This window comes from Arenicella sp. 4NH20-0111, assembly GCF_040366405.1.
In the GTDB taxonomy this organism is placed as follows: domain Bacteria; phylum Pseudomonadota; class Gammaproteobacteria; order Arenicellales; family Arenicellaceae; genus Arenicella.
Map to the genome: position 1 here is coordinate 148,820 of NZ_BAABWF010000003.1, position 24,862 is coordinate 173,681.

Genomic DNA, 24,862 nt, shown 5'->3' on the forward strand with positions numbered 1-24,862 from the left:
TCATAACGTAATTTCTGATGATGAGGGTAATCTAATCTCGAGACTTTCTCTTGTTGGTAGTGTTGATTTGACCAAAAAGCACGAACACCGCTGTTCGTGCTTTTTGATGATAGGTCGTTTAATGTTAAGCAATTAGGCTCTTCGGGTCGGTAAACTCTAAATTTTGCGCTTGAGCGACGGCTTCATAGGTGAGTTTGCCTGCATGAACATTTAGTCCGTTAAGCAGGTGCGGATCGCGGCGCATTGCTTCTTTCCAGCCGTGATTGGCTAAGCTGATTGCGAATGGTAACGTTGCATTATTGAGTGCGTAGGTCGAAGTTTGAGGTACGGCACCTGGCATATTGGCTACACAATAATGAACCACGTTGTCCACCATAAAAGTTGGGTCTTGGTGCGTCGTGGCCCTTGATGTCTCAAAGCACCCGCCTTGATCAATGGCAACGTCAACCATGACAGAGCCAGGCTTCATCGTTTTGATTATTTCTCTCGTTACCAGCTTTGGAGCGCTGGCGCCGGGGATCAGTACCGCACCTATTAGCAGGTCTGCTTGAGCAGCGTGTTGTTCTAGTGCTTCGGCGGTAGAGTAAATGCATTTTGCTCGGCCTTGAAACAGCGCATCCAGTTCTCTGAGTTTCGGGACTGAGCGGTCGAGGATCGTGACCTGCGCTCCCATGCCTGCCGCGATGTAAGCGGCATTTTGACCGACAACCCCTCCACCGATCACCAGTACCTTTGCGGGTTCTGTTCCAGGGACGCCCCCCATCAAAACGCCGGATCCACCCTGTGCCTTTTCTAAGCAGTGTGCGCCCGCTTGCGCTGCCAGCCGTCCTGCAACCTCACTCATTGGTGCTAATAGAGGGAGTGAGTTATTAGGCCCGGTAACCGTTTCATAGGCGACAGCCGTCACGCCTGACTCGAGAAGCAATTGAGTCTGTAGCGCGTCAGGCGCTAGGTGTAGATAGGTGAACAAAAGTTGGCCCGCACTGAGTTGTTTACACTCATTAGGTTGTGGTTCTTTAACTTTGACCACCATTTCGCTCTCGGCAAATATGGCTTCATTTGATGAGGCGATTTTCGCGCCAACAGCGATGTAAGCGTCGTCGGTCAGGCCGATTCCATCAGCAGCACCTGTCGAAATAGTGACCTCATGTCCATTGTTGACTAGTTCTTTAGCGCTTGCGGGACTTAGCCCAACTCGATACTCATGATTTTTTATTTCTTTAGCTACACCGATCTTCATGTTTGTCCTCTCGCCAATGATTCGTTGGTTTTCAAATGTGGGTACTCGCCCGTGTGCAGAAGCCACCGTTCTGATTAATCGCCATAATACGATCTGCAAAACGGCGCGTTAAGGTGATATTTTTTTTATTTGCATGCATTGCAGAGTAATTTAATTATTTTTGATAATTGTCTGGTGAATATTTCTTTTTTAATTATTTTGCGTGAGAATAATCACTGATTTCACTATTGATTTTGGGTATTTTCCTTATGGATGAATTAGAGCACTTAGATGTTAGTAATTTGGACAAATATGATCGGCATATTCTTAACGTGTTGCAGAAGGAAGGTCGTATTTCATACACCGATTTGGGGCGTCGAGTCGGTTTGACAACCACGCCATGCATTGAGCGAGTTCGAAAGTTAGAGCGAGGCGGCTTTATAAAAGGCTATTCAGCCATGTTGAGCGCTAAACAATTAGAGGCGGGATTGGTGGTGTTTGTTCAAATAAGCTTGGACCGTTCTAGTAAGCAGAGTTTCGAGGGCTTTCGAAAAGCAATTCAAGGGTTAGATCCTGTGCAAGAATGCTATTTGGTTACGGGAAGTTTTGATTTTCTTGTTAAGGCTAGAGTGAAAGACATGCGCGCATATCGAGATTTTTTGGAAGAAGAGTTGCTTGCTGTTCCAGGGGTGAGCGGTTCCACCAGCATTGCGGCAATGGAAACAGTCAAAGAGACATTGGCGATCACTGTTTAAGCACCATAAAGGTGCATTATTTTGCATTAAGCACTTTTATGGTGCATTAAATGCCTTAAAATGATGCGTTTGAGGCGTCAATCCTGAAGGTTGTGGCGTAAATAGGGGCATTTTCGAGTTGGCATGATCATTGCTTTACCTTTCAATGTCTCATTCCTGTGCACAGGGCGTGAGACAACTGAGTCAAGTTGCTCCTGAATCGTTCAGGCTCGAACTTGATTAGGGACAGATGCTAAAACGTTAAGCATTTGTGCCCGCTTAATAGTTGCCGACTAAGTCGGTAGGGGCGGTGATAGCTGCCAGCAGATATGGCTTATGACATTCGGTTCGAATGTTTGGGGTCTACTAGATAAACCATTGATATTGAGGTAAGAAAATGTCAGTTCAAGACGTTTTAAAGCAAATCAAAGACGAAGACGTAAAATACGTTGATTTTCGTTTTACTGATACACGCGGTAAAGAGCAGCACGTTACGGTCCCAACTTCTGTTGTTGACGAAGATACTTTTAAAGAAGGCAAGATGTTTGATGGTTCTTCTGTTGCGGGTTGGAAAGGCATTAATGAGTCAGACATGATTTTGATGCCTGAAGCAGAGTCGGCAGTCCTTGACCCATTCTTTCAAGATAAAACATTGAACATTCGTTGTGACATTGTTGAGCCTTCTAACATGCAAGGTTATGAGCGCGATCCACGTTCGATTGCTAAACGCGCTGAAGAGTATTTGAAAGAGACGGGCATTGGCGATACTGCGTTTTTTGGTCCTGAGAATGAATTTTTCGTTTTTGACGATGTTCGTTTTTCAAACGAGCCACGTGGCGCGTTTTATGAAGTGGATTCTAAAGAAGCTTATTGGAATTCAGAAAAGCCGTACGAAGAAGGAAATATGGCTCACCGTCCAGGTTTGAAAGGCGGTTACTTCCCTGTCCCTCCGGTTGATTCTTTGCATGACTTACGTGCGGCGATGTGTCAGTCGTCTGAAGCCATGGGTTGCCCAACTGAAGTGCATCACCATGAAGTGGCAACAGGTGGTCAATGTGAAATCGGTACGATTTTTAACACCTTGGTTCGTAAGGCCGATGAAGTCCAAATCTTTAAATACGCGGTTCACAATACGGCTCATATGTACGGCAAAACCGCCACCTTTATGCCTAAGCCAATCGTGGGTGATAATGGCTCTGGTATGCACGTGCATCAGTCGATTTTCAAAGACGGTCAAAACACATTTGCAGGCGATGGATATGGTGGGCTGAGTGAAACTGCCTTGTACTACATTGGCGGTATCTTCAAGCATGCAAAAGCCATTAATGCTTTTGCCAATGCCTCTACTAACTCTTATAAGCGTTTAGTGCCTGGTTTTGAAGCGCCTATTTTGTTGGCTTACTCAGCACGAAATCGCTCGGCATCTTGTCGTATTCCTTACGTGATGAATCCCAAAGGTCGTCGTATTGAAATTCGTTTCCCAGACTCGACTGCTAACCCTTATTTGGCGTTTACAGCGATGTTGATGGCTGGTCTTGACGGCATTAAGAACAAGATCCATCCTGGCGATGCGGCTGACGAGGATTTGTACGAGTTACCGGCTTCAGAACAAGCGAAAATACCTCAGGTCGCAGCTGGTCTTGATTACGCTCTTGATGCGCTTGATAAAGATCGCGAGTTCTTACTTGCTGGTGGCGTTTTCACCGACAGTGCGATTGATGGGTACCTTGAGCTTAAGCAAGAAGAAGTTGATGCGTTGCGTATTAATACGCACCCAATCGAGTTCTTGCACTCTTACAGCTGCTAGTCCTTTCTTTATAGAATGTAACGTGCTTCGCAAAGTGCGAAGCACGTTACTCTTTAGCAGGAAGCTAAATTTAACGGGCATAGGACGCTTAACTAGTTTTACCCTCATATACCGACCATAGACGTTGGATAGCTGGGTCGATTAACGCACCAATTTGGTGCAATGTAGGCATAGGGCTATTTGTGAACAGCGATCTAATACTTGAAAGCTTGGAATGTGCAGTCATATTGATTGATCAAAATGATTGCGTTGAGCAAGTAAATATTGCTGCTGAAACACTTCTTTGTCAGAGTCGCCGCTATCTATTAGGCAAGCCAGTTCGGGAACTAATCAGTGATCGAACGGTACACAAATCTTTGAGTGAGTGTCGGCTTCACAACGCGAAATTTACTTTGCGAGAGGTGGAACTCGAAGAGCTAGATCAAAGTTCTTTGGTGGACATGACGCTTTCTGCCGTCACAACGCAGCGTGGCGTTGAGCCATCTATTCTGATTGAAATAAACTCGATAAATCGTATCTCACGATTTATGAAAGAGAAGAATCAACTTGAGAGGCAGCAATCCTTTAGGTTGATGATGAGAGGCTTAGCTCACGAAATTAAAAATCCTTTGGGTGGGATCCGCGGAGCAGCCCAACTTCTAGACCGAGAAATCAAGGACCCTTCACGCAAAGAGCTGACCGATATTTTGATTAAGGAAGCCGATCGGCTAACTCGACTGGTTGATCGAGTAATGGGATCCAGAGAGCAGTTGAAACCCAAGCTTCTGAATATTCATGAAGTTCTTGAGCATGTTGTTCACTTAGTAAGCGTTAATGATGGGATTTCTCTGAATATCAGTCGTTTTTACGACCCGGCTTTGCCTGAAATCGAAGTTGATAAAGAACAGATGATTCAGGCACTTTTGAACATTGTTGGAAACGCGATTGAAGCTCAAGAAAACAGCGATATTGTAAAAATTGGTTTGGTCACTAAGTTTGAGCGCTTCGTTACCATCAATCAGGTTTTACATCGTCAAGCACTCAAGGTGCGAGTGTGGGATGAAGGCCCTGGTGTACCGGTGGATATGAAAGATGTGATTTTCGACCCATTGATCACTGGGAGGCCGGAGGGCACTGGTCTAGGGTTATCAATTACCCAAGAGATTATTCAACGGCATCATGGTGCCGTTCAATTAGAAGATTTTCATGGAAAAACATGTTTTTCCATCTATTTACCCTACAACCCGCAGGAATCCGTAACGAGGGAAGCAAAAAATGCATAAAGTTTGGATAGTGGATGACGACTCATCGATACGTTGGGTATTAGCTAGAGCGCTAAGAGCAGAACAATTTGATGTCAGAGATTTTGAAGATGCGGAACATGCATTGACGGCGTTAAAGTCAGACACGCCGGATGTGTTGATGACGGACATCCGAATGCCAGGAATGAGCGGGTTGGAGCTTGCCAAGATGCTTAACGAAGATAATCCTGATATGCCGGTCATTATCATGACTGCTCATACTGATTTGGACAGTGCGTTGGCCTCTTATGAAAGCGGTGCTTTCGAATACCTTCCCAAGCCCTTTGATCTTGATGAAGCAGTCAGATTGGTGCAACGAGCCGTTGAACCTAAGGAAGGGGCTGAGCCCGGAGAGGAAGAGGATCGTGATGATGTGACGATCATTGGTGAAGCGCCCGCGATGCAAGAGGTGTTTAGGGCGATAGGGAGATTGGCAAAATCGAACATTAATGTCATGGTTTGTGGCTTATCGGGTACTGGTAAAGAGCTAGTCGCCAACGCTTTACACCACCATAGCCCTAGGGCAAATAAGCCATTTGTCGCGATCAATATCGCGGCCATACCGGCAGAATTACTTGAATCGGAACTCTTTGGTCATGAAAAAGGCGCGTTTACGGGTGCGCAGGCTCAACGTAAAGGGCGGTTTGAGCAAGCTGACGGCGGGACGTTGTTTCTTGATGAGATAGGTGAAATGAGTGCCGAGTTACAAACTCGCTTACTGCGAGTTCTTTCGGACAAGCGCTTTTATCGAGTGGGAGGACGAGATCTTGTCTCGGTTGACGTTAGAGTGCTTGCAGCAACAAACCGGGATTTAGAGAAGCAGGTTTCCGAAGGCCATTTCCGAGAAGATTTGTATCATCGATTGAACGTGATTCGCATAGACATACCGTCATTAAAAGAGAGAGCCGAAGATGTGCCTTTGCTGGCTAAGCGCTTTTTAAGAATGAGCGCGGATGACCTGGAAGTTGAAATGAAAGTGCTCAGCGAAGAGGCGATGGTAAAGATGGTTATGTATGACTGGCCAGGTAACGTTCGTCAGTTAGAAAACATGTGTCGATGGATAACTGTGATGGCGCCCGCTAAATCGGTGGGTGTTGAAGATCTACCTAAGGAATTACTTGAAGAATCTATCGAGGAGCAAACTCAAGATTGGGAAACTGCCTTGGCAAGGGCGGTGAGACAGAAATTGAACATGGGGCAACAAGACGTACTTAGCGATTTGGGTAAACGCTTCGAAAGCACGCTACTTACTGTGGCACTGGAGCACACCAGCGGGCATCGTCAACAAGCGGCTAAATTGCTAGGATGGGGCCGAAATACACTGACCCGAAAATTAAAGGAGCTTGAGTTAGATTAACAAATCGTGACGAGATTCATCTAACGGCTTATGCTTGAATGGGATGCGCTGTATACTTCGCCGATTAAAGAGTTGGTAAAATTTGGCCCCATCGCACATGAAACACATCGTTCTCACCGCCATAGTGTTTGGCGTTACCATATATAGTTCAATATCTTCAGCTCAGTCTGGATACATTACCGACACACTTGAGGTAATGATGCGATCTGGGCCCAGCAATAAGAATAAGATTATTAAGATTTTAGAGAGCGGTGATCGCATGGACATTATTCAGGCGGATGTCGGTAATAATCACAGTGAGGTGAGAATTGCCGATGGAACGACAGGGTATGTATTAAAGCGATATATAACGGACACTCCCTCCGCTAAATCTAGAGTTGCAAGCTTGGAATCGAAACTCGCACAATTACGGGCGAAACCTGGTGAGTTACAAGCTCTTCTGGCAACAGCGCAAAAAGATAATCAATCACTTATTGAGCAGAACACGGGCCTTACCGCTAAGCTCCGAACGACCACAGAAGAGTTAGATAACATTAAGCGTGTGTCCTCAGACGCGGTTAATATTGCCAACAGGAATACAAAATTAGAAGACGAAGTACAGCAGCTATTGTTGCAGTTGGATGATATTCGGATTCAAAACAAAGGACTTAAAGATCAAAGCGCTCAAAGATGGTTCCTACTTGGTGGTGGGGCGATCTTATTTGGCTTGTTTTTAGGGTGGTTGTTGTCGATATCCAAACGAACTCGACGCCAGTCATGGGGAGCATAGGCGAGTCTAAGAGTGTCTAACCCTTCGCCAAATGGCGGTTTCTTTACGTTAGCGTTGAGCGCTAGGGTTGTATTGCCTTCGCTTAAGATAGCTGCCGTGGTTGGAACGATACTGGCTGCAATTAACCACGGCGGGACAATCATGCGAATGGATATGAACGCAGTTAGCGCGCTTCAATTGGTATTGACCTACATCGTCCCCTATTGTGTTTCTACCTATTCAGCAGTCAGGGCCATACAATCTCATGAGACTTAGAAGCAAAAACTCTCAACGTCTAATACTGTCCGCGCCTGATGAGGCTTGCCTTAGGCATTGAATTGTTTGACTAATCAAGTTGTTCAATTTTAAAGCCTTCATTGGCGAGCATGGTTAAAACACTGTCTTTTCCTGCTAGGTGGAGCGCACCGACAAGTACAAATTCTACTTCAGGGCTGTCAAGCATCCGCTTGATTTCCGGAACCCAGTTTTTATTTCGATCAGCGAGTAGAAATTGGTAAAGTTCTGGTGACTCATTAATCATCTCATTAATCGCTAGGCTCTCTAGCCTATCCATGTCTCCTTCTCGCCAAGCGGAAAGGAGTTTTGGCCATTCGTCTTTTAGTTTTTTGATGTCTCGCAGTGTGGAGTTCGTGACTAAGTCTGCATCGAGGTCGTTAATTCGACCTATAAATGACACTTGTTCATCAATGGTTTCTAACCACATGACGTCTTTTTCCTGAGCTTTCGACTGAGAATTAAAATAGGCTTCTACGCCACTCTCACCGGTAATGCCTAGACCTTGTAACTCTAGTACCACTAAAGTCATGTTAATCCCAGCGGGGGTAAATCGAGTAAACATCGACACAGGTAAATTACGGTCTTCGAGAAATGCAACAAGTGCATCGTAGGTTTCTGGCTTTAAATCATCCTCAATTGTTTTGCCGTCCTGGTACATCAATACCTGTAAAAATTTCGCCTGTGTGGTAAGCGATTGTGCACTTTCTATGTCAGTTTCAAAAATTATGTCTTCAGAAGCATTAAAGGCCAGGTTAAATGAGGAGGGTAGAGGGTAGTCGTCCTTAGAGAGTAAATGGATTGTGCCGCCAATGAACAAAAGCTTGTCTCCTTTTGTTACTTTCCATACGGGTGATTTTGCGTATAGGGGCGAGTAATAAAAGACAGAAAACAAGGCTGTTAGAAAGATAAATTTAATTTTTGACATTCTTGTGCTTCCTTAAGTTGCGCGTGAGTTAATCATAGTGAAGAAGTGCTACTTCAGATAGTCGAATTGAGCTTGCGAAGTACTTTTTTTGCATCAAAAATTAAAGTTGGTGTGAAATTCACCGATGTCATGGCACACTTGGCGAATGGAGTACTTGAATATTACGTTTCGTCTACTGGCAATCTCACAGGTAATACTGTTTACGCTTTTTATTGCTTTCTCAGATAATCCAAAGCGAGTTAAAGTGGTCGGCATTGGGCTTATGTTTGGGATTATGTCTTACGTAGGCATGCCTTTAGTCGATCGCTATACACCGCATTATGAAAACTTGCGATTTATGTGGTTTTTCGGAGCAACGGTACCCAGTATGCTGCTGCTTTTCGTATTCTTTATATTTGAAGAGAGCTGCCAGGTGCCCAAATGGATGCTCGCACTGATCTCTGTGTCAATGGGGGCCTCGGCCTGGTTTCACATTATTGACTTGGGGTTGCCGGGTTCCCCGCTTTGGCTGCAGATTCTTAAATGCATTATCACACTGACCGCCATCTCGGTCGTGTGGCGAGGCCGTGACAACGATTTAGTAGAACTTAGAGCGAAGGCCCGGAATATATTTATTTTCGTTTTTTCTATTGAGACATTAGTCATTATATTTGTTGAGGTGGTGACTCACTTCGAGCCTCCTATCCTGATTGATACGATGACCCAATTTTGTATATTGGTATTCACTTTAGCGATGAACTACGTGTTTTCTAGGTTAAATCCAGATGCTAAATTAATGTTGCAGCCGATCATTACGGCACCCATTGAGCCTAAGGAAGCAAATGACCCGGTCATAGCTCAATTATTGGAGAGGATGCGTGAGGAGCGCTTGTACGCTGATCACGATTTACGAGTTGGGACGCTCGCGCAATCATTAAAAATTCCCGAGTATAAACTCAGGCAAAAAATCAATCAGGAGCTGGGTTATCGCAATTTCAATCAGTTTGTTAACCACTATCGGATTGAAGAAGCCGGAATCAAACTCAGAGAGGACACACGAACACCGGTATTAACAATTGCGCTAGACGTCGGCTTTAGGTCAATCTCCTCATTTAATAGTGCGTTTCAGGCGCGTTTCGGGTTGAGCCCAACCAAATATCGTACCGAAACACTGACGGATACTTAAAAAGACGACCGGATTTCAAAATTCGGTCTGTTTTGCCACCATTTCGGCAGAATTAAGTCGTCGAAAGAAGTGAAATACGCTCAAGCCATGAAACACGGCGAACAAATTTAATTTCCTTATCCTGGAGCGTAATCATGAAAACTTTGATCAAATCAGCATTAGTAGTTGCCGGCCTTTCTTTTACATTCGGTGCAAATGCAGCGAAAACCGATGCAAACTATTTGGCTGAGTGTAAATCAACCATCAATGCACAGTTTGATTCTGTGAGCAAAATAGACGTAGCGAGCATCAATTCACGCCGTAACGTATTCAAAGCGAAACTGAGAGTGAAAGCAGCGGGTGAACGCTCAATGGTTCTTTGCGAGATTCGTGGTGAACAACCAGTGGCGTTGGAATGCTTAAAAGGTAAAGCCTGCGAAGCGAGTTCTATAGCTGCAAATTAAGGTAAAACTTGACCTCATTTACTACTTGGTGTCCTCACACCATTTTTGGCCAGAGTTTTTATTAAACTCTGGCCTTTTTCTATTTCGCAAACATAGATCATCAATACAGGATTGAGGGTGGATCTATCGATAAAGCTCAGCTGACTAAGCGATTGACGGCTAAACCATCAAGGCTATCGTCAGTCGGTAGCATCAATGAATCACTATGATGATAAATAGCTATTTACCAGCTCAAGTTGGCTCCAGTTTGGTACTCGGTTACACGAGTTTCAAAGAAATTTTTCTCCTTTCTTAAGCTCGCTTGTTCATTTAACCAAGGTAAGGCATTGTTTGCGCCGGCGAATGGTTGGTCGAGTTTTAGCTGCTTTGCTCGTCGGTTAGCTAGGTAGCGAAACTGTTCTATGTGGTCTTTCGCGTTGTAACCCATGATCGGCTCAGGCAAAAGAAACTCAGCATAAGATCGTTCAGCTGCTTCGCATTCTATCCACATGTCCGTAACCGCAATGGGGTTCAATGTTAAGCCTTCTTCTTTGATGATTTGATTTACGACTTTCATCCCGAACCCATAATGCATAATTTCATCGCGCATGATGTACTGAAATTGCTCGGCCGTGCCTTTCATTAAGCCTCGGCGCTGTAGGGCGAATATTGGGCTAAAGCCATTGTAAAACCAACAGCCCTCGAATACTGCCGCAAAGAATAGGTACGACATGACAAACTGTTCTAGGTCGTCTTTGTTTCTAAGGTTTAAATTATTGGATAGGGTCGCTTCCAATCGTTTGTTCGCCAATTGAATTTTGTTGTGAATCTCGGGAACGACTCGGTAGCGGTTGTAAATCTCGCTCTGTTCTAGGCCTATTGTTTCGATGCAATGCTGGTATGTCCATGTGTGCATTGACTCCTCAAAAACCTGTCTGGCTTGGTATATTTGAAGTTCAGGCGCGGTCATTTTTTCCATCACGGCTAGTCCTATGTTTCTCATGGCCAATATGTCTGACGTGGTTAAATAGGCGAGTACATTCTCAAAGACATGGCGTTCTGCGTCGTTAAGTTTATGGTGGTAGTCGTGGACGTCTTGGGTCATGTTTACATCTAAAGGAGTCCAATGATTTTTATTGGCGTTAAGGAAGTATTCCCATGCCCAAGGATATTTAAAAGGTGCCAGTTGATTGACATCTGTCGCTCCGTTCACTACTCGCTTATCTTCCGGATTTATTGGGGCGGTGCTTTTGGAGTCTGCGTGATCCTGTGATCTAGACATGCCGATTCTATCCTCGTTCGAGTTATTCTGAGTGCTGCGTGGAGCGATGGCATTTTTTAAGGGATTGCTCCAGTCTAATATCTTCATTTTTGGAATTCCTAGAGAGAGGTTATTGGCATGCTTCACAATCAGGTTCTAAGATCGAACAGATTGAGGGAGGGCTTGGTTTGTCAATCACGCTGGGTTGCGGCGTGTCATTGGATTGGGGTGAAGGCTGATCAAGGTTTTTTTCCATGTGTGTGGCCCCCAGTGAGCGTAGGTAGTAGGTCGTCTTAAGGCCACGAGACCATGCTGTTTTGTACAGGCTATCGAGCTGTTTGCCGGAGGGAGTCGCCATGTAGAGATTCAGACTCTGAGCTTGATCAATCCATTTCTGGCGACGAGCCGCCGCCTCAATAAGCCAATGAGAATCTATTTCGAAGGCCTGCGCAAACAAAGTCTTTAGTTTTTCCGGGACGCCTTCGAAGGAACGAATGCTGCCGTCAGAACGTTTGAGTTCATTGACTAAAGTGCTCGACCATAGCCCAAGTTTCTTGAGTTCATCGACCAAAAAAGTGTTCACTACAGTAAATTCGCCTGATAAGTTCGACTTTACGTATAGGTTTTGATACGTCGGCTCGATCGATTGACTCACTCCGACTATGTTGGAAATCGTGGCGGTAGGAGCGATGGCCATCACATTTGAGTTACGCATGCCGTGGGTGCTTATCTGTGATTTCAGTAGCTCCCAATCCAATGACCTTTCGCAATTGAAAGTGCAGTACTCTGCCCCGCGCGCGGTTCGCAGTAATTCGACAGAGTCAATCGGAAGTATTTGTTGTGACCAAAGAGACCCTTGAAAGCTGCTGTAACTGCCACGCTCTTTCGCTAGCTCACTGGACGCTTGGATGGCGTAGTAAGACAGTTGCTCCATGCTGGTGTCAGCGAAGTAGACAGCCTCCTCGCTTGCGTATGGAATCTCAAGCTTGTATAGCGCGTCTTGAAACCCCATCATTCCTAGGCCAATGGGGCGGTGTCTTAAATTTGATTTTTTGGACTGTGGGCAGGCGTAGTAATTAATGTCGATTACGTTATCCAATGCCCGAATCGCCGTTGAGACGGATCGTTTTAAGCGTTTGAGGTCGAGTGTTCCATTGGTAATGTGTTGCGCAATATTTATCGAGCCTAAGTTACAGACAGCGATTTCATCATCACTGGTGTTTAAAGTAATCTCAGTACACAGATTTGAAGAGTGGACAACGCCGGAATGTTGTTGTGGAGAGCGAAGGTTGCATGCGTCTTTGAATGTAATCCAAGGGTGGCCTGTTTCAAATAGCATGGACAACATTTTGCGCCAAAGGTCAGAGGCTGGTACTCGCTTAAAAAGGGAGATTTCGTTTCGTTCAACTAACGATTCGTAGTATTGGTATTTTTCTACGAACGCTTTGCCACTTAGTTCATGAAGATCTGGAACATCATCAGGCGAGAACAGTGTCCACTGTGCGTCTTCAAATACTCGTTGCATAAACAGGTCAGGCACCCAATTGGAGGTGTTCATATCGTGAGTTCGACGTCGTTCGTCACCAGTGTTCTTTCGAAGGTCTAAGAAATCCTCTATGTCTAAATGCCAAGTTTCGAGGTAAGCGCACACTGCGCCTTTGCGCTTGCCACCTTGATTAACGGCCACAGCGGTATCGTTCACCACCTTTAAAAAAGGGACCACACCTTGTGATTGGCCGTTGGTACCATTAATTCTAGCGCCTAAAGCACGAACGGGTGTCCAATCGTTACCTAGGCCGCCAGCCCACTTACTTAGCAGAGCGTTGTCTTTAATGGATCCATAGATGCCACCGAGATCATCGGGGACGGTGGTTAAATAACAAGACGAAAGCTGAGGCTTGATGGTGCCTGAATTAAACAATGTAGGAGTGGACGCCATGTAGTCAAAGCTAGCAAGTAGTCTGTAGAACTCTATTGCGCGTTCATTTGGTTGTTCTTCATTTAAGGCTAAACCCATGGCGACTCGCATAAAAAATACTTGCGGCAACTCGAGTCGCTGTTGCTGCCAATGCAGTAAATATCGATCGTATAGAGTTTGTAAGCCTAGAAATTGGAATTGAAGGTCGTATTGCTCATCAAGCGCTTCGGTTAATGTATCTAGATCGAAGCGTGTAAACCTCGAATCTAATAGCTGGCAATTGAGGCCATGATTGATGGCTTCACGAAAAGCCTGCGAATAGAAGTTGGGCGTTGACAGGTCAATGTTCAATGATTCTGAGACTTCTTGCTTTAGAGCGTGTAAGAGAACCCGCGCTGCGACAAAGCTGTAGTTTGGTTCATTTTCGATCATTGGGCGGAGTGTCATCACCAACGTAGTAGCAATGTCTTTGCTGTTGATGCCTTGATAGAAATTTTTTCGTGCTAGTTCATACACTGTTTCGGGGGATACATCCGAGAGGTTACGGCAACAAAACGCCAGTAGTGACTTAGTGTTCGCGAACTCGTCTCCTTCGCTTTTATGCGTCTCTTGCTCTTTAGCTCGGCGGTCTGACCTTTGTTGGCGATAGAGTACGTAGGCTCGAGCAACTTTTTGTAGCCCTTGTCGCATTAATCCAAGTTCTACCTGGTCCTGAATATCTTCTATGTTGATTTTGTCTCGATCGAGCAACGTTTCTAATAAGCGCTGACTTATAGCAGAGCTGATTTGCTCTGCAATGACGCTGGTGGATGAGGGGGTATGATCGGTGTCGGAGGCGCAAATTGCTTTAGATATCGCAAGTGTTATTTTTTCTTCTGAATACGGCACCAAATTGCCGTCACGTTTAATGACAAAAATGAGGGGTTTGGACGTCGGGGCAGAGGATGAAGTGTAAAGATGAGAGCTCGACAGAGGTTCTGAGTCTGGCGTCAAGTCCGGGGCCAAGTCTGGAGATGTAGTTGCACGTAACTGTGTGTCGTGTTGCATTCGGTTAACCTTAATGTTCGCGTGAATTTGTTATCCTTCACGACCACGCTGAACATCAGGCAGATAAAGAGCACCAAGCAATCTTTGACTCGTCATTAAACAAGCCAATCGGATTGTGGGAGCACACACTGTCCCATTGCCCAACCTATGACGCGAAGGCTGCAATAAACGTGTAAAACACGTACGCTCTGGCAGGTATTCGGACTTAGGGGCATGTCTATCTAGTAGCTAAGTAGACACCTACGGTGGTAGCTTCCCGTTGTGTTATCAACAACAGTGCTTTTGTCGGATTTTATCACTCAATATGGAGTGCTTTTCCGTCATCACCACCTTCGTTCCCCATTACCGCTGCGCGTCAGTTCTGGATTTTCACCAGATTCCCTCTTAGCACGGCTGGTAAACAGCGTGAACCAGTGCAAAGCACAATATATAGTCATTTGTTGCATTAGTAAACACTAGATGTGCTGGGCTTATTCTGTGTCAACCGTCGCCTATTGCGCTTTCGTTAATGTAAAGTCCCACTCAAAGTCGAGTACTGTAGTACTCTTAATGGCAAAAACTGCTAGGGCTGTTTCCAATATGAAAAATCTTGCAATTGTTAGCGGTGCCAGTCGTGGTATTGGTCGTGCTGTTGCTATTAAATTAGCAACGAATGGATACGCTGTTGCGATTAACTACCTGCATGACAGGGCGTCGGCAGTTGAGGTAGTTGCTGAAATTGAGGCCGTTGGCGGTGTGGCTAAAGCCATACAAGCCGATGTCGCCAATGAAACTGATGTGATTCGACTCTTTGATCGTTCGCTTGAACTCGGAGAATTAAAAGTATTGGTAAATAATGCGGGAATTTTAAGGCCTCAGCTTCGATTGGAAGAAATGAGCTTAGAAAGAGTTAAGGCGGTATTTGAAACCAACGTCTATGGTGTGTTTTTGATGTGTAAGCAAGCCGCTAGGGTAATGTCGGATCACTGCGGAGCCAATATTGTTAATGTATCATCGATTGCGTCCAAAACTGGGTCAGCAAATGAATACGTAGATTACGCTGCCTCAAAAGGCGCCGTAGACAGTCTCACTATTGGCCTCGCTAAAGAGTTGGCTTCACGCGGAATCCGAGTAAATGCGGTCAGGCCTGGGATGATACATACCGAAATTCACGCTGCTGGAGGTGAGCCGAATAGAGTAGATCGGTTGGCTTCAAAAATACCTCTAAACAGAGGTGGCAAAGTGAATGAAGTAGCCGAATCGATCGTCTGGCTTAGCTCTGGTCAAGCCTCATATTGTACTGGGGCGCTGTTGGATGTGGCCGGTGGACTATAAGGTTGTTTCTCGCCATTTTTCCGTTAACGGAAAAGCCAGGCGCGGCGCTAGATGAACGGTTCTAAGCCTAATCGGTAAATTTTAGTTATGCAGGGCCTGAGTATTAAGCAATCAGGCCGCGTGTAACAGAGCTTGATTAACCGCGTTGGCATTGTTGCAACAAGGATTGGTTGAGTTGCTCTGTGTAATTAGTGGTTTTTACCAGCTGAATACGTATGCATTTGATTTTTAATGGTTTTGAATACGTATGTATTGTCTTTTGCGCGACTTTTATAAGCCTATATCATACCTGTCATAACAATAAATTATGACTGATGAGTGGAGAACGGCTTGTGGAGAACATGAAGTTTGGACAGGTAATTCAATTAGCATTCGGTTTTGTCGTAGGTGCCGTTGAATCAAAGTTGAGAATAAACGTAGCGCTGAGTGGAGGTGGGGGCCGAGCCATCTTGACGGCGGCCTTGTACCTGGCAATTGCAGTAGTTGGTCCACTGAATGCACAAACGGTGGCTGAGTCGTCAGTGTGTTATGACAACCCTCAAAACTTCGCTAACCCAACGGTGTACTATTGGAATCCTCAGCCTGACACAGCCAATATCGCTGACGTTACCTGGCCGGGGATTGAACTTCAGGTAGAGGGACAGTACTACTGTCATGATCTTCAAGAACTATCTGAATCCATCAATGTGATTTTTAGTAATAATGGCTCCCAGCAATCTGGCGATTTATTGATGGCCGGTGATAATCGTTGTTGGACCAATGGACAATGGCAATCGTTAACGGCTTGCGGGCTTTCAATTGATGGAAATCCACCTCCACCTGACGGAGAGTCAGTGACGGTCTATTTCAAGAACGACGAGAATTTCGCGAACCCACACATACATTATTTTGATCTACAGCCGGCCTCACCAAATTCGCAGTGGCCCGGTGCCCAGATGGAAGCATTAGGGGATGGGTGGTTCAGTTTTGAATTTTCGACACCCCTTAGTCAAGGTGGAATTGTGTTTAATGATAACGGTGCTGCTCAGACGACGGATCAACTGTTGACCTCGAGCCAGCCCTGTTTTCAAAATGGAGCATTCGTTGGCTTAGACTCATGCCAATACGACCCAAACCCTACATTGAATTACCCCGCTACTACAGCGGTGTATTTTGTGAATAACCCAGGCTTTGAGGCTCCGACTGCCTATTTTTGGAACGTATTGCCTGCTGAAGCCATGACGAACGTGAACTGGCCCGGTCCCATCATGGAAGAGGTAGGAGCCAATGATCTATTCTTCGTGGAAGTTGGCGATGCAATTGAACAAGGAAAGATAATTTTCAACGATCAAGGGTCTAATCAAACAGCGGACTTAGACTTTTCTTCTTCGAACCTGTGTTTTAACAATGGCGTCTGGATGACACCAGAACAATGCGGGGTGCCGAGCCAATCACAACTTGATGTGGGTAATGATCGAAAAGCTAATCGAGGAACCAGGCTGGCGTTAACACTTCCTGAAGAGAATATTAGTGGTTCCGTAGTTTGGCAAAGCAGCGCGTGGGCGGGAGATCTAACCGGAGCATCTGTCGTCACGCCTGAGTTACAAAGCGTAGGGGATTTTGTCGTGACCGTTACCGTTGGGCAGCAGAGTAATGAGTTTAATCTTGAGGTTGTCAGTGCTGTGTCTGCGTTACCAGAGCGGCCAATATTAGCAAAACCATTGAATTTCCCAGTCAATGGCAGTGTGTCGACTGGGAACTACGAATTTGAAATCGCTTTCCCTAATATCGCTGATAATTTTATTGCACCCGTTCAGGTGCTCAATGATGGACTGAATAATCTAATTTACGTGGTTGATAAACCTGGAATTGTTTGGGTCTTTCCGAACGATGAAAGTGTCGATGAATCGCAATTAGTTCAGGTTTTGGATATCCGTGATGAGGTGCGTGATAATCATGAGCAAGGCTTTATTTCGATGGCGTTTCACCCTCAGTTCGCGCAAAACGGGTTTGCCTACATTTACTATATTGAAGGTGAGAATGATGAGCCTTCGAGTGGAGGCGCTTTTGATGACGGAGTACTACAGCGCATAACCATGAACAGCACGACCACACCAACCGCTGTGGTGGCCGGGTCGCGGGTCGACGTGTTGCGAGTGCCTCAAGTTGGCAATGACCACAAAGGGGGAAAAATGGAATTTCACCCCGGAGATGGATTGTTCTATATGAGCTTTGGTGATGGCGCGTACGCGGCAACCGCAGGTGACCCAGTGGATCCTACCGATCCAAGGAAAAATAACGCAGCCCAGGAAACCGATAATTTGCTCGGTACTTTCATACGAATTGAGATGTTAGACGTGGCTGAAAATGGCCTGTTTTATCGAATTCCCGGCGACAACCCATTTGTAAATAATACAGACTTCCGCGGCGAAATTTGGAGCTATGGGCACCGAAACCCATGGCGTTGGTCATTTCAACAAACCGCACCATACACGCTTTGGGAGACAGAGGTAGGTCAAGCTGGATTCGAAGAAGTAAACATCATTGAGCGCGGGAAAAATTACGGTTGGCCTATATGCGAAGGCGAAACTCACAGAGGCCAGGCAGGAGGTGATCCTCAGTTGAATAGAAGCTGCGTGGGCGACCTAGAGGGGCCTGTCGAAGGCTACTTTCATAGTACGGGTTCGGTGTCAATTATTGGTGGCGTTGTCTATAACGGGAATGCGCTACCAGCATTGCGAGGTAAATTTCTATTTGGTGATTACATAAGTAAAAATATTTGGACGATCGAAGAAGGGCAAAGTAAACAATTGCTGAGCGATGGATTTCCGTCAAACATAGTCTCCTTTGGTACGGACTTAAGTGGCGATCAAGTTTTAGTCTCTGCCTATGGGTTGGAGTTTGGTGTGTCGGGTATCTATCGTATTGTGGATCGCGATGCGGCCGCCGCGGTAATTCCTAGTAAACTCTCTCAAACCGGACTTTTTGCTGAGTTGAGTACTCAATTTCCAGTTTCTGGCTTGATTGAATATGACGTCAATTCGAAACCTTGGTTTGATCACGCTCAGGTCCGGTACTTTGTGTCGATACCAAATGAGAACACGATTGATTTCGAACAACAGAGTCTTTGGTCATTGCCCGTGGGGTCGGTGGTGGTGAAGCATTCAGATGTACAGAGCTCAGCAACAGATAAAATTCCTTTTGAGACCTCAGTGCTGTTTAGGCAAGAGACCGGTTGGGAAGCCGCAAACTATCGCTGGAATGATGAAGGTTCTGACGCTGACTTAGTGACATCAACTCGGTCTGAGTCGCTGCTCGAATACATTGAGGGAGCCACACAGCTAGTGAGCAGGACTGTTCGAGCGGGAGGCGATTGCGGGTCTTGTCATACTGGACTTGGAGGGAAAGATCCAAGGGGACTAAAAACACAACAATTTAACAGACCTTTTGCACAGCAGGGCATTGTTGAAAACCAGCTGGACTCTTTTAATCAAGTCGGCCTTTTTAGTGCGCCTATATCGGCGTCCATCAATTATCAATCGTATGTTGACCCTGCCGATCTCAATGCGGATCTCAATGAACGAGCGAGGGTCTATCTCGATACCAACTGTTCGTCCTGTCACAGCGGAAGTCTGATGAACTTAAAGTACGGTGTTCCACTTAGCGACATGGATATGATGAACAGAAGGCTTGCCGGAAGTCAGTATCGGATGTTGCCTTTTGATCACACGCGCAGCGTAATTCATTCTTTTCAGGTCTCAGATTCGAATCGAATGCCCAGAGGAACCAACCTTACTAACCCTGTTGCAGCAACCCTGTTTGAACAATGGATCGACGCTGATGACGCATTGGTTGAACAACAGGAAATCAAACTCACCGTTAATGAACAAGATTTGCGAGTTGGGGAGCCACTGGAACTTCAGGTGGTTCAACGTTATGACAACGATTTTGAGCGGATAGTGTATGACACAAACACCTCCATTTTGTGGGCGAGTAATGACTCAGATGTTATGGATTTGTCTGGCCAAACCACGGGAGTCATTACAATCACGCCAACCGCCGCGGGGCAGGTGACGGTGACCGTGATTGTTAATGGAGTCAGCTCAATAAAAACGCTCACGGTTCTTGGGGGCGCGTTGCCGCCTCAAAGCTTTATGGCGACGGCACTCTCCTCAAGTTCAATCAGTTTGAGCTGGGTGCCGAATGACCAAAATGAACCGTCATCGATCGATTATGTTTTGCAGAGGTCAACAAACGCGAGTGGACCATTTGTCGATATAGCTAATTTGACTGGAGCGCAAACGAGTTATGTGGATTCGGGGCTGAGTGTGAGTACGCGTTACTATTATCAACTACGAGCAATCAACTCAGAGGGTAGTTCACCATCTGTTTCCGCATTCGCAGACACGCTTGCGTCATCGTCGGTAGATTCTCTTACCATTGAGTCAGGGAGTAATTTTCAGCTCATTCAAGGAGAGAGCCGTCAGTTGGTTGCCTTGGCTGATCGTAGTGGCGTGGTCGAGGGAGTAACGCCATCGGCGAGTTGGTCTTCAAGCAATCCCAGCGTTGTCAGCGTTTCCGTTGCCGGTCTGGTGACGGGCGGGTCGGACGTTGGTACTGCCACAATTACCGCCACCTTTGGCGGTGAATCTGGCAGCATTCAAATAAACAATCAAGGTTCGGGAACCTACTTGTATTTTAATAACCAAGCGGCCAATTGGACTGAAGTTCGTGCTTACGTGTTTTCCACCACGAACGGTGCGGAGAGCGCGCAAAGCGGCGATTGGCCAGGAACCTTGATGCAACCATCAATTGAGTATGGTGGTAAGTGGCTTAGGTTGGCGGTGACACAAAGTCAGTTTGGGCAACAACAAACCGAGGTTGTTTTCAACTGTGGTAGTGCAGACTGTAAATCGGAGGACTTGATCATCAATACCGGTTCTCAGCAGCAGTGGTATGAAGGTAATCAATGGTTGAATGCCGAGCCCAATGGAGGTGGAGCCGCTTCCGCGGGGACTCAATTGATCATCAATAATGGCGATATTCGGTGGGCAAACAATGACAGCAACCTTACCGGTAGATTATTCACACCAGGTGCTCTGGTTGATTTAAATGCCGATCAAGTTGGCGTCGGTCAAGCTTTTAAACAATGGGAGGGCTCAGCGGCTCCGTACATTCTAAATGTATCTAGCCCAACGACGAAAATGCTCGTGCCGTCTGCTTTATCCCTAACCTTGAATGGAGTATTCGACACGATTACTGATGAGTTTAGTGGCGGGAGAGATTTCTATCGGTCCGCTCAAGCGGGTTGCGTCGGTTGTCATGCTATCGATGGGCAAGGTTCGCCGCCACTGACTAACCTCGCCAGTAAATACACCTTGGCTGAACTGACAAGTTACATCAGCGCTAATATGCCCTTAGGTAACACCGCTGGCTGTGAGGGTGAATGTGCATCAAGCATCGCTGAGATGCTACTCGCTGACGCATTTTCGCCACCGGCCGGTGTGTGTGATTTTACTAGCTTGAATGACATGGTGCCGGCAGATCGCAGCAATCGGCTTCTAACGCTGTACGAGTACAATAATTCTGTGCGGGATATTTTGGGTTTGTCTAGCGATGTTGATGTGACCTCGGCAAACTTGCCTGCGACAATTCCAATAAACGGTTTTAAGACCGCTGCCGATACGGTGTTCACCGATGAGTACGCTCAGGGCTATGTAAATGCCGCTGCCGCCGTGGCCGACATTATTAATGATGACCTGTTCTCTTTGGCACCAGACTGTTCTGACAACCTAGCTTGCGCGATTGCAGACGCCGGAAAGCAGGTTTTTAGACGACCTCTTTCTGCGGCTGAGGTAAGTGAGTTGCAAGGTGTTCATGGCGTTGGCGGTGAGCGCGCGGTAATCATCAGTTTGTTCTCTTCACCCGCGATGTTGTATCGATCGGAAGTTGGTCAAGAAATCACTTCTGGGGCTGAGCAAGGGTATTATCGGCTTACCAACTATGAGGTCGCGTCGATGCTGTCTTATACCTACTGGGGAACCACCCCAGATGACTGGTTGATGGGGTTGGCTGATGCGGGACAATTGACGTCGACTCAACAAATACGTTTGGCAACAGAAACAATGCTTCAAGACCCCAGGGCTGAGGTGGCGTTCGAGCGTTTTGTTGAAGGTTGGATGGAGTTAGAGAAAGAGATAGGTACCCGTCAACTTAGCGATCAATTGAAAGCTGACATGAAAGAAGAGACCATGCGTTTTGTTAAAAGTACTTTTTTTAACAATGGCAGCTATGAAGACTTAATGACGGCAAATTACAGTTTTATGACTCAACGGTTGGCCGATCACTACGGTTTGCCATGGCCTGGTGGCAATGGCTGGCAACAAGTGTTCTATTCGGGTGATAACTCCGAGCGACGCGGAGTACTTGGGCACGCTAGCGTACTGACTATTCAATCTGCTCAGGAAAAGACACATCCGGTGAAGCGCGGGCTGTTTGTACGCAAAAATTTGATGTGCCAAGAGTTTCCACCGCCACCGTTGGGAGCCGCATTAGACCCCGAATCCGATCCAAGTAAGGGTGTCAGGCATCGCTTCGAGGTGGCTCATGCGCAGCCTGGGTGCGATACCTGTCATCAATTTATTGATGGTATTGGGTTTGGTCTTGAGTCCTACAACTCATTCGGTCAATTTGTTCGAGATGAATTGACTGAAGACGGATCCGTTCTTCCGATTAATGCCAATGGGTATATTGGAAGCTTGGAGTCAGCAGAAACCTTTCTCTCTAGTAGTGATCCTGTTTTCGACTATCACGGTTTGGATCAACTGGTTGGGCTAATAGCGGCGAGTTCGCATGGCAAGTCTTGTTTTGCCCGTCAATGGTTCCGGTATGCGAATGGACGCAGAGAGGGCACTGAGGACAGCTGTTCGCTGCAGGGTTTTTCTAGTGACTTTAAGGCGCAAACTGACGTCTCACTTAAAGACCTGATCATCGACTTCACACAAACACGCAATTACACATTACGTAAATAGGCTTAAAGGAGAATATCTTATGAATGTACTCAAGTTGAAAATGCAGCGTCGCTCCTTTCTGAAAAACCTGGCGTATGCTGGTTTGACGACGTCTTTTGCGGGAAAGGTTATGTCCACCAAAGCATTTGCACAAACGGTTCAAGCTCGTCGATTTGTCTTTGTCTATTATCCAAATGGCGTCAGCCGAGGAGATACTCGTTGGCATCAATTTAATCTTGGCCAGCTCAATGGGGCTAGTTTTGGAACCAGTCCATTGTCTGAGCTTTCATCGAACTTTGACAAAATTGTGGCATTTAAAAACCTTAACTTTACGGGTGCTGGAGGTAATTCAGGCCACCCTGAAGCCTGCGAAACCTTGTTTAGTGGCGGCCAGCCTGGTCAAACGTTTGATACGTATTTAGGCAGTTCCATATCCGGACGGCTTAGAGACAATATTCATCTTGGCGTGTGGTCTAGCCGAGCACGTAGCAAGAACCACATGCCGTTTTCCGATGCGAACGGTCAAAAGGTAGAAGTGCCAGATGACCCTCAAATTTTCTATAACAATAATCTATCAGCGTTCGAAAGTAACGGAAACTCAGATTCAGATCCAGACGTCGCCTTGCGTCAACGAGTGGTAGAGTCCTTGCATGAAAATTTGGATGTCATGCAAGCTCAAACGCTCAATGTGACACAGCAGGGTAAGCTGTTGACTCATGAACAGGCGTTGGATTTTTACCAAACCGTATTAGGAAGTAACGCCTCAATTGATGGAATTAGTAGCCCAGGAATATCAATGACGGGCGAGGATGAAATCGGTCATGATTTGGCGATGGCACAAACAAGAAACATAGCGATGTCATTTCAGGCAGACGTTAGTAGTGTTGCCACGTTGCAGTTGATGAGTGCTCAGGACGAGTCTCTTAAAATCAATTATCCAAGTATTCGACAATATATGGGAGAGTTTGGCAGCGGTGACAAATTATTTTATAACGAAACTCGTAGTCATGTTGCCTCACACGATGAGAAGCCTACGTTTACCGCACACGCGCATTGGTACTGTCAAGTGGTTAACAATTTAGTCGATGAACTCTCGCAACGAGATGACCCTAAATGGGGCGGTAAATTGATGGATCACACGGTCGTTCTGGTTATGTCTGAGATGGGTGGCGGAAATCATCAGCAGGAAAATAGCGGCACCTTTGTGGTCGCTGGAAATAATACGGGTGTACAGACCGGACAGGGGCTTGATGCGGGAGGAAAGACATCGGCAAGCCTAATGTTAGAGGTAGCAAACACGTTTGGTCTTGGTATTAACAGCTATGGAAATAGCGATGGCGGCATTCCGGGCTTTTCGGCCTAATGCATTTTCTTTGAAATTGGATCATGCAATGGGTAAATTTCATGTTGCAATGGGCGCGGGCCATCGCATAGAGTGCTCCTTATGTGAGGCGTGACACGTTGAGATATCCGCCGGAATGATTGGAGCCTCAGATCAGCATGGCCTTTTACACCCAATATGATGTCAGTGAGCAAAGCCAGCGTTACTTTAAAAAAGTGTGGTGCTTGGATAATTCGAGCAACAAAGCGAAAATTTTAGAAAAATCCTCGTTGCCCAATGGGTGTCAAAATATTGCCATTATTCATGGTCAGGGAGTTACGCTAACAACTCGAAAGAAATCCTTCGCATTGGCTTCAGGAAGCTTTTTGACTGGGCAAATGACGGCTAGAGTTGAGGTTGAAATAGACGCGTTCACTCGGATTATTCTGATTCAACTACATCCTTGGGCAGCGTCGAGCCTATTTGACTTGCTTGGGTTTACCGATGAAGTACGCGAAGTCGATGACGCTATTTTTCAGGGAGGGGTTTCTCTTAATCCTGCTACTACTTGCTGTCCTAAAGAACTGGCGAATTCGCTAAATAGGTATTGCGATAAGACGGCGGCGACGCAGAAAGTTTCTTTAGTTGAAAGGGTATGTCGTCAGATAGGCGATGTTAGTTTTGATAATAATGTGACCAACTTAATGGCCAGTCAGCCTTATTCTAAGCGAACGCTTCAAACTGCTTTCAAGAAAGCAACTGGACTAACCATAAAGCAATACGCCGACATTATTCGATTGCGATCTGCTGTAGATTCAGTCTACAAAAATCAAAATGTGTCAGGCGCCGGTGTTCTGGCCGCTGTTGATCATCAGTTTTACGATCAATCCCATCTGGCAAAGTCATTTAAACGAGTTGTGAAGGTAAGCCCTTCCAAGTTCGATCGGACTAAATTTATTATGCCGACGGATGATGAATAATTGCGCATTTATCCTATTTCTTAGATAGTTGAGTCGCTAGAATTTTCTGTCTGAAAACAATTCTCAGAAAAGGTGTCG

The 24,862-nt window shown here is 46.0% G+C and carries 16 protein-coding genes and 1 riboswitch; of the genes, 12 read left to right on the plus strand and 4 right to left on the minus strand.

From position 1 onward, the window contains the following. Nucleotides 1–124 precede the first annotated feature (124 nt). On the minus strand, nucleotides 125–1,240 hold the full coding sequence (gene ald / locus ABWW54_RS08095) for an alanine dehydrogenase (RefSeq protein WP_353411738.1): 1,116 nt from the start codon (nucleotides 1,238–1,240) through the stop codon (nucleotides 125–127). A 248-nt stretch (nucleotides 1,241–1,488) separates the two neighbouring features. Here ald and ABWW54_RS08100 point away from each other — a divergent pair, with 248 nt between their 5' ends. From ABWW54_RS08100 to nrtS, 6 genes are all read left to right on the plus strand, one after another. Then, nucleotides 1,489–1,974 carry an Lrp/AsnC ligand binding domain-containing protein gene (locus ABWW54_RS08100; protein ID WP_353411739.1) on the plus strand — a complete coding sequence of 162 codons (486 nt, stop codon included), beginning with the start codon at nucleotides 1,489–1,491 and terminating at the stop codon, nucleotides 1,972–1,974. A 376-nt stretch (nucleotides 1,975–2,350) separates the two neighbouring features. Continuing rightward, nucleotides 2,351–3,760: a type I glutamate--ammonia ligase gene (glnA, locus tag ABWW54_RS08105; protein ID WP_353411740.1), complete on the plus strand. Its 1,410-nt coding sequence runs from the start codon at nucleotides 2,351–2,353 to the stop codon at nucleotides 3,758–3,760. 182 nt (nucleotides 3,761–3,942) lie between these two features. After that, nucleotides 3,943–5,022 (plus strand): nitrogen regulation protein NR(II), encoded by a 1,080-nt coding sequence (gene glnL / locus ABWW54_RS08110; protein WP_353411741.1) that lies wholly within the window; start codon nucleotides 3,943–3,945, stop codon nucleotides 5,020–5,022. After that, nucleotides 5,015–6,397, plus strand: coding sequence for a nitrogen regulation protein NR(I) (gene ntrC / locus ABWW54_RS08115; protein ID WP_353411742.1), 1,383 nt, complete (start codon nucleotides 5,015–5,017; stop codon nucleotides 6,395–6,397). The genes glnL and ntrC overlap by 8 nt, the downstream gene beginning before the upstream one ends. Nucleotides 6,398–6,494: 97 nt before the next feature. Continuing rightward, nucleotides 6,495–7,166, plus strand: a complete 672-nt coding sequence (locus ABWW54_RS08120; RefSeq protein WP_353411744.1) for a TIGR04211 family SH3 domain-containing protein — start codon at nucleotides 6,495–6,497, stop codon at nucleotides 7,164–7,166. Nucleotides 7,167–7,178: 12 nt separating this feature from the next. Continuing rightward, a complete protein-coding gene (gene nrtS / locus ABWW54_RS08125) occupies nucleotides 7,179–7,421 on the plus strand; it encodes a nitrate/nitrite transporter NrtS (protein ID WP_353411745.1) in 243 nt (80 codons plus the stop codon). 70 nt (nucleotides 7,422–7,491) lie between these two features. On the opposite strand, the gene ABWW54_RS08130 is transcribed toward nrtS, so the two are convergent. After that, entirely contained in the window at nucleotides 7,492–8,367 is an 876-nt protein-coding gene (locus ABWW54_RS08130; RefSeq protein ID WP_353411746.1) for a TraB/GumN family protein, read from the minus strand. A gap of 124 nt (nucleotides 8,368–8,491) precedes the next feature. Between ABWW54_RS08130 and ABWW54_RS08135 the strand changes: the two genes are divergently transcribed. After that, entirely contained in the window at nucleotides 8,492–9,532 is a 1,041-nt protein-coding gene (locus tag ABWW54_RS08135; protein WP_353411747.1) for an AraC family transcriptional regulator, read from the plus strand. Nucleotides 9,533–9,666: 134 nt separating this feature from the next. Next, nucleotides 9,667–9,975 carry a hypothetical protein gene (locus ABWW54_RS08140; protein ID WP_353411749.1) on the plus strand — a complete coding sequence of 103 codons (309 nt, stop codon included), beginning with the start codon at nucleotides 9,667–9,669 and terminating at the stop codon, nucleotides 9,973–9,975. A 223-nt stretch (nucleotides 9,976–10,198) separates the two neighbouring features. On the opposite strand, the gene ABWW54_RS08145 is transcribed toward ABWW54_RS08140, so the two are convergent. Beyond that, nucleotides 10,199–11,323: a ribonucleotide-diphosphate reductase subunit beta gene (locus ABWW54_RS08145; RefSeq protein WP_353411750.1), complete on the minus strand. Its 1,125-nt coding sequence runs from the start codon at nucleotides 11,321–11,323 to the stop codon at nucleotides 10,199–10,201. A 22-nt stretch (nucleotides 11,324–11,345) separates the two neighbouring features. Continuing rightward, nucleotides 11,346–14,180 carry a ribonucleoside-diphosphate reductase subunit alpha gene (locus ABWW54_RS08150; RefSeq protein WP_353411751.1) on the minus strand — a complete coding sequence of 945 codons (2,835 nt, stop codon included), beginning with the start codon at nucleotides 14,178–14,180 and terminating at the stop codon, nucleotides 11,346–11,348. 173 nt (nucleotides 14,181–14,353) lie between these two features. Then, nucleotides 14,354–14,610: riboswitch (cobalamin riboswitch) on the minus strand. 149 nt (nucleotides 14,611–14,759) lie between these two features. Here ABWW54_RS08150 and ABWW54_RS08155 point away from each other — a divergent pair. The 4 genes from ABWW54_RS08155 to ABWW54_RS08170 all read left to right on the plus strand — a co-directional run bounded on the left by ABWW54_RS08155 (nucleotide 14,760) and on the right by ABWW54_RS08170 (nucleotide 24,784). Continuing rightward, entirely contained in the window at nucleotides 14,760–15,494 is a 735-nt protein-coding gene (locus ABWW54_RS08155) for an SDR family oxidoreductase (RefSeq protein ID WP_353411752.1), read from the plus strand. A 314-nt stretch (nucleotides 15,495–15,808) separates the two neighbouring features. Next, a complete protein-coding gene (locus ABWW54_RS08160) occupies nucleotides 15,809–22,504 on the plus strand; it encodes a starch-binding protein (protein ID WP_353411753.1) in 6,696 nt (2,231 codons plus the stop codon). Between the two features lie 19 nt (nucleotides 22,505–22,523). Continuing rightward, nucleotides 22,524–23,846 carry a DUF1552 domain-containing protein gene (locus ABWW54_RS08165; protein WP_353411755.1) on the plus strand — a complete coding sequence of 441 codons (1,323 nt, stop codon included), beginning with the start codon at nucleotides 22,524–22,526 and terminating at the stop codon, nucleotides 23,844–23,846. A gap of 137 nt (nucleotides 23,847–23,983) precedes the next feature. Continuing rightward, nucleotides 23,984–24,784: a helix-turn-helix domain-containing protein gene (locus tag ABWW54_RS08170; protein WP_353411756.1), complete on the plus strand. Its 801-nt coding sequence runs from the start codon at nucleotides 23,984–23,986 to the stop codon at nucleotides 24,782–24,784. The last annotated feature ends 78 nt before the right edge of the window (nucleotides 24,785–24,862 follow it).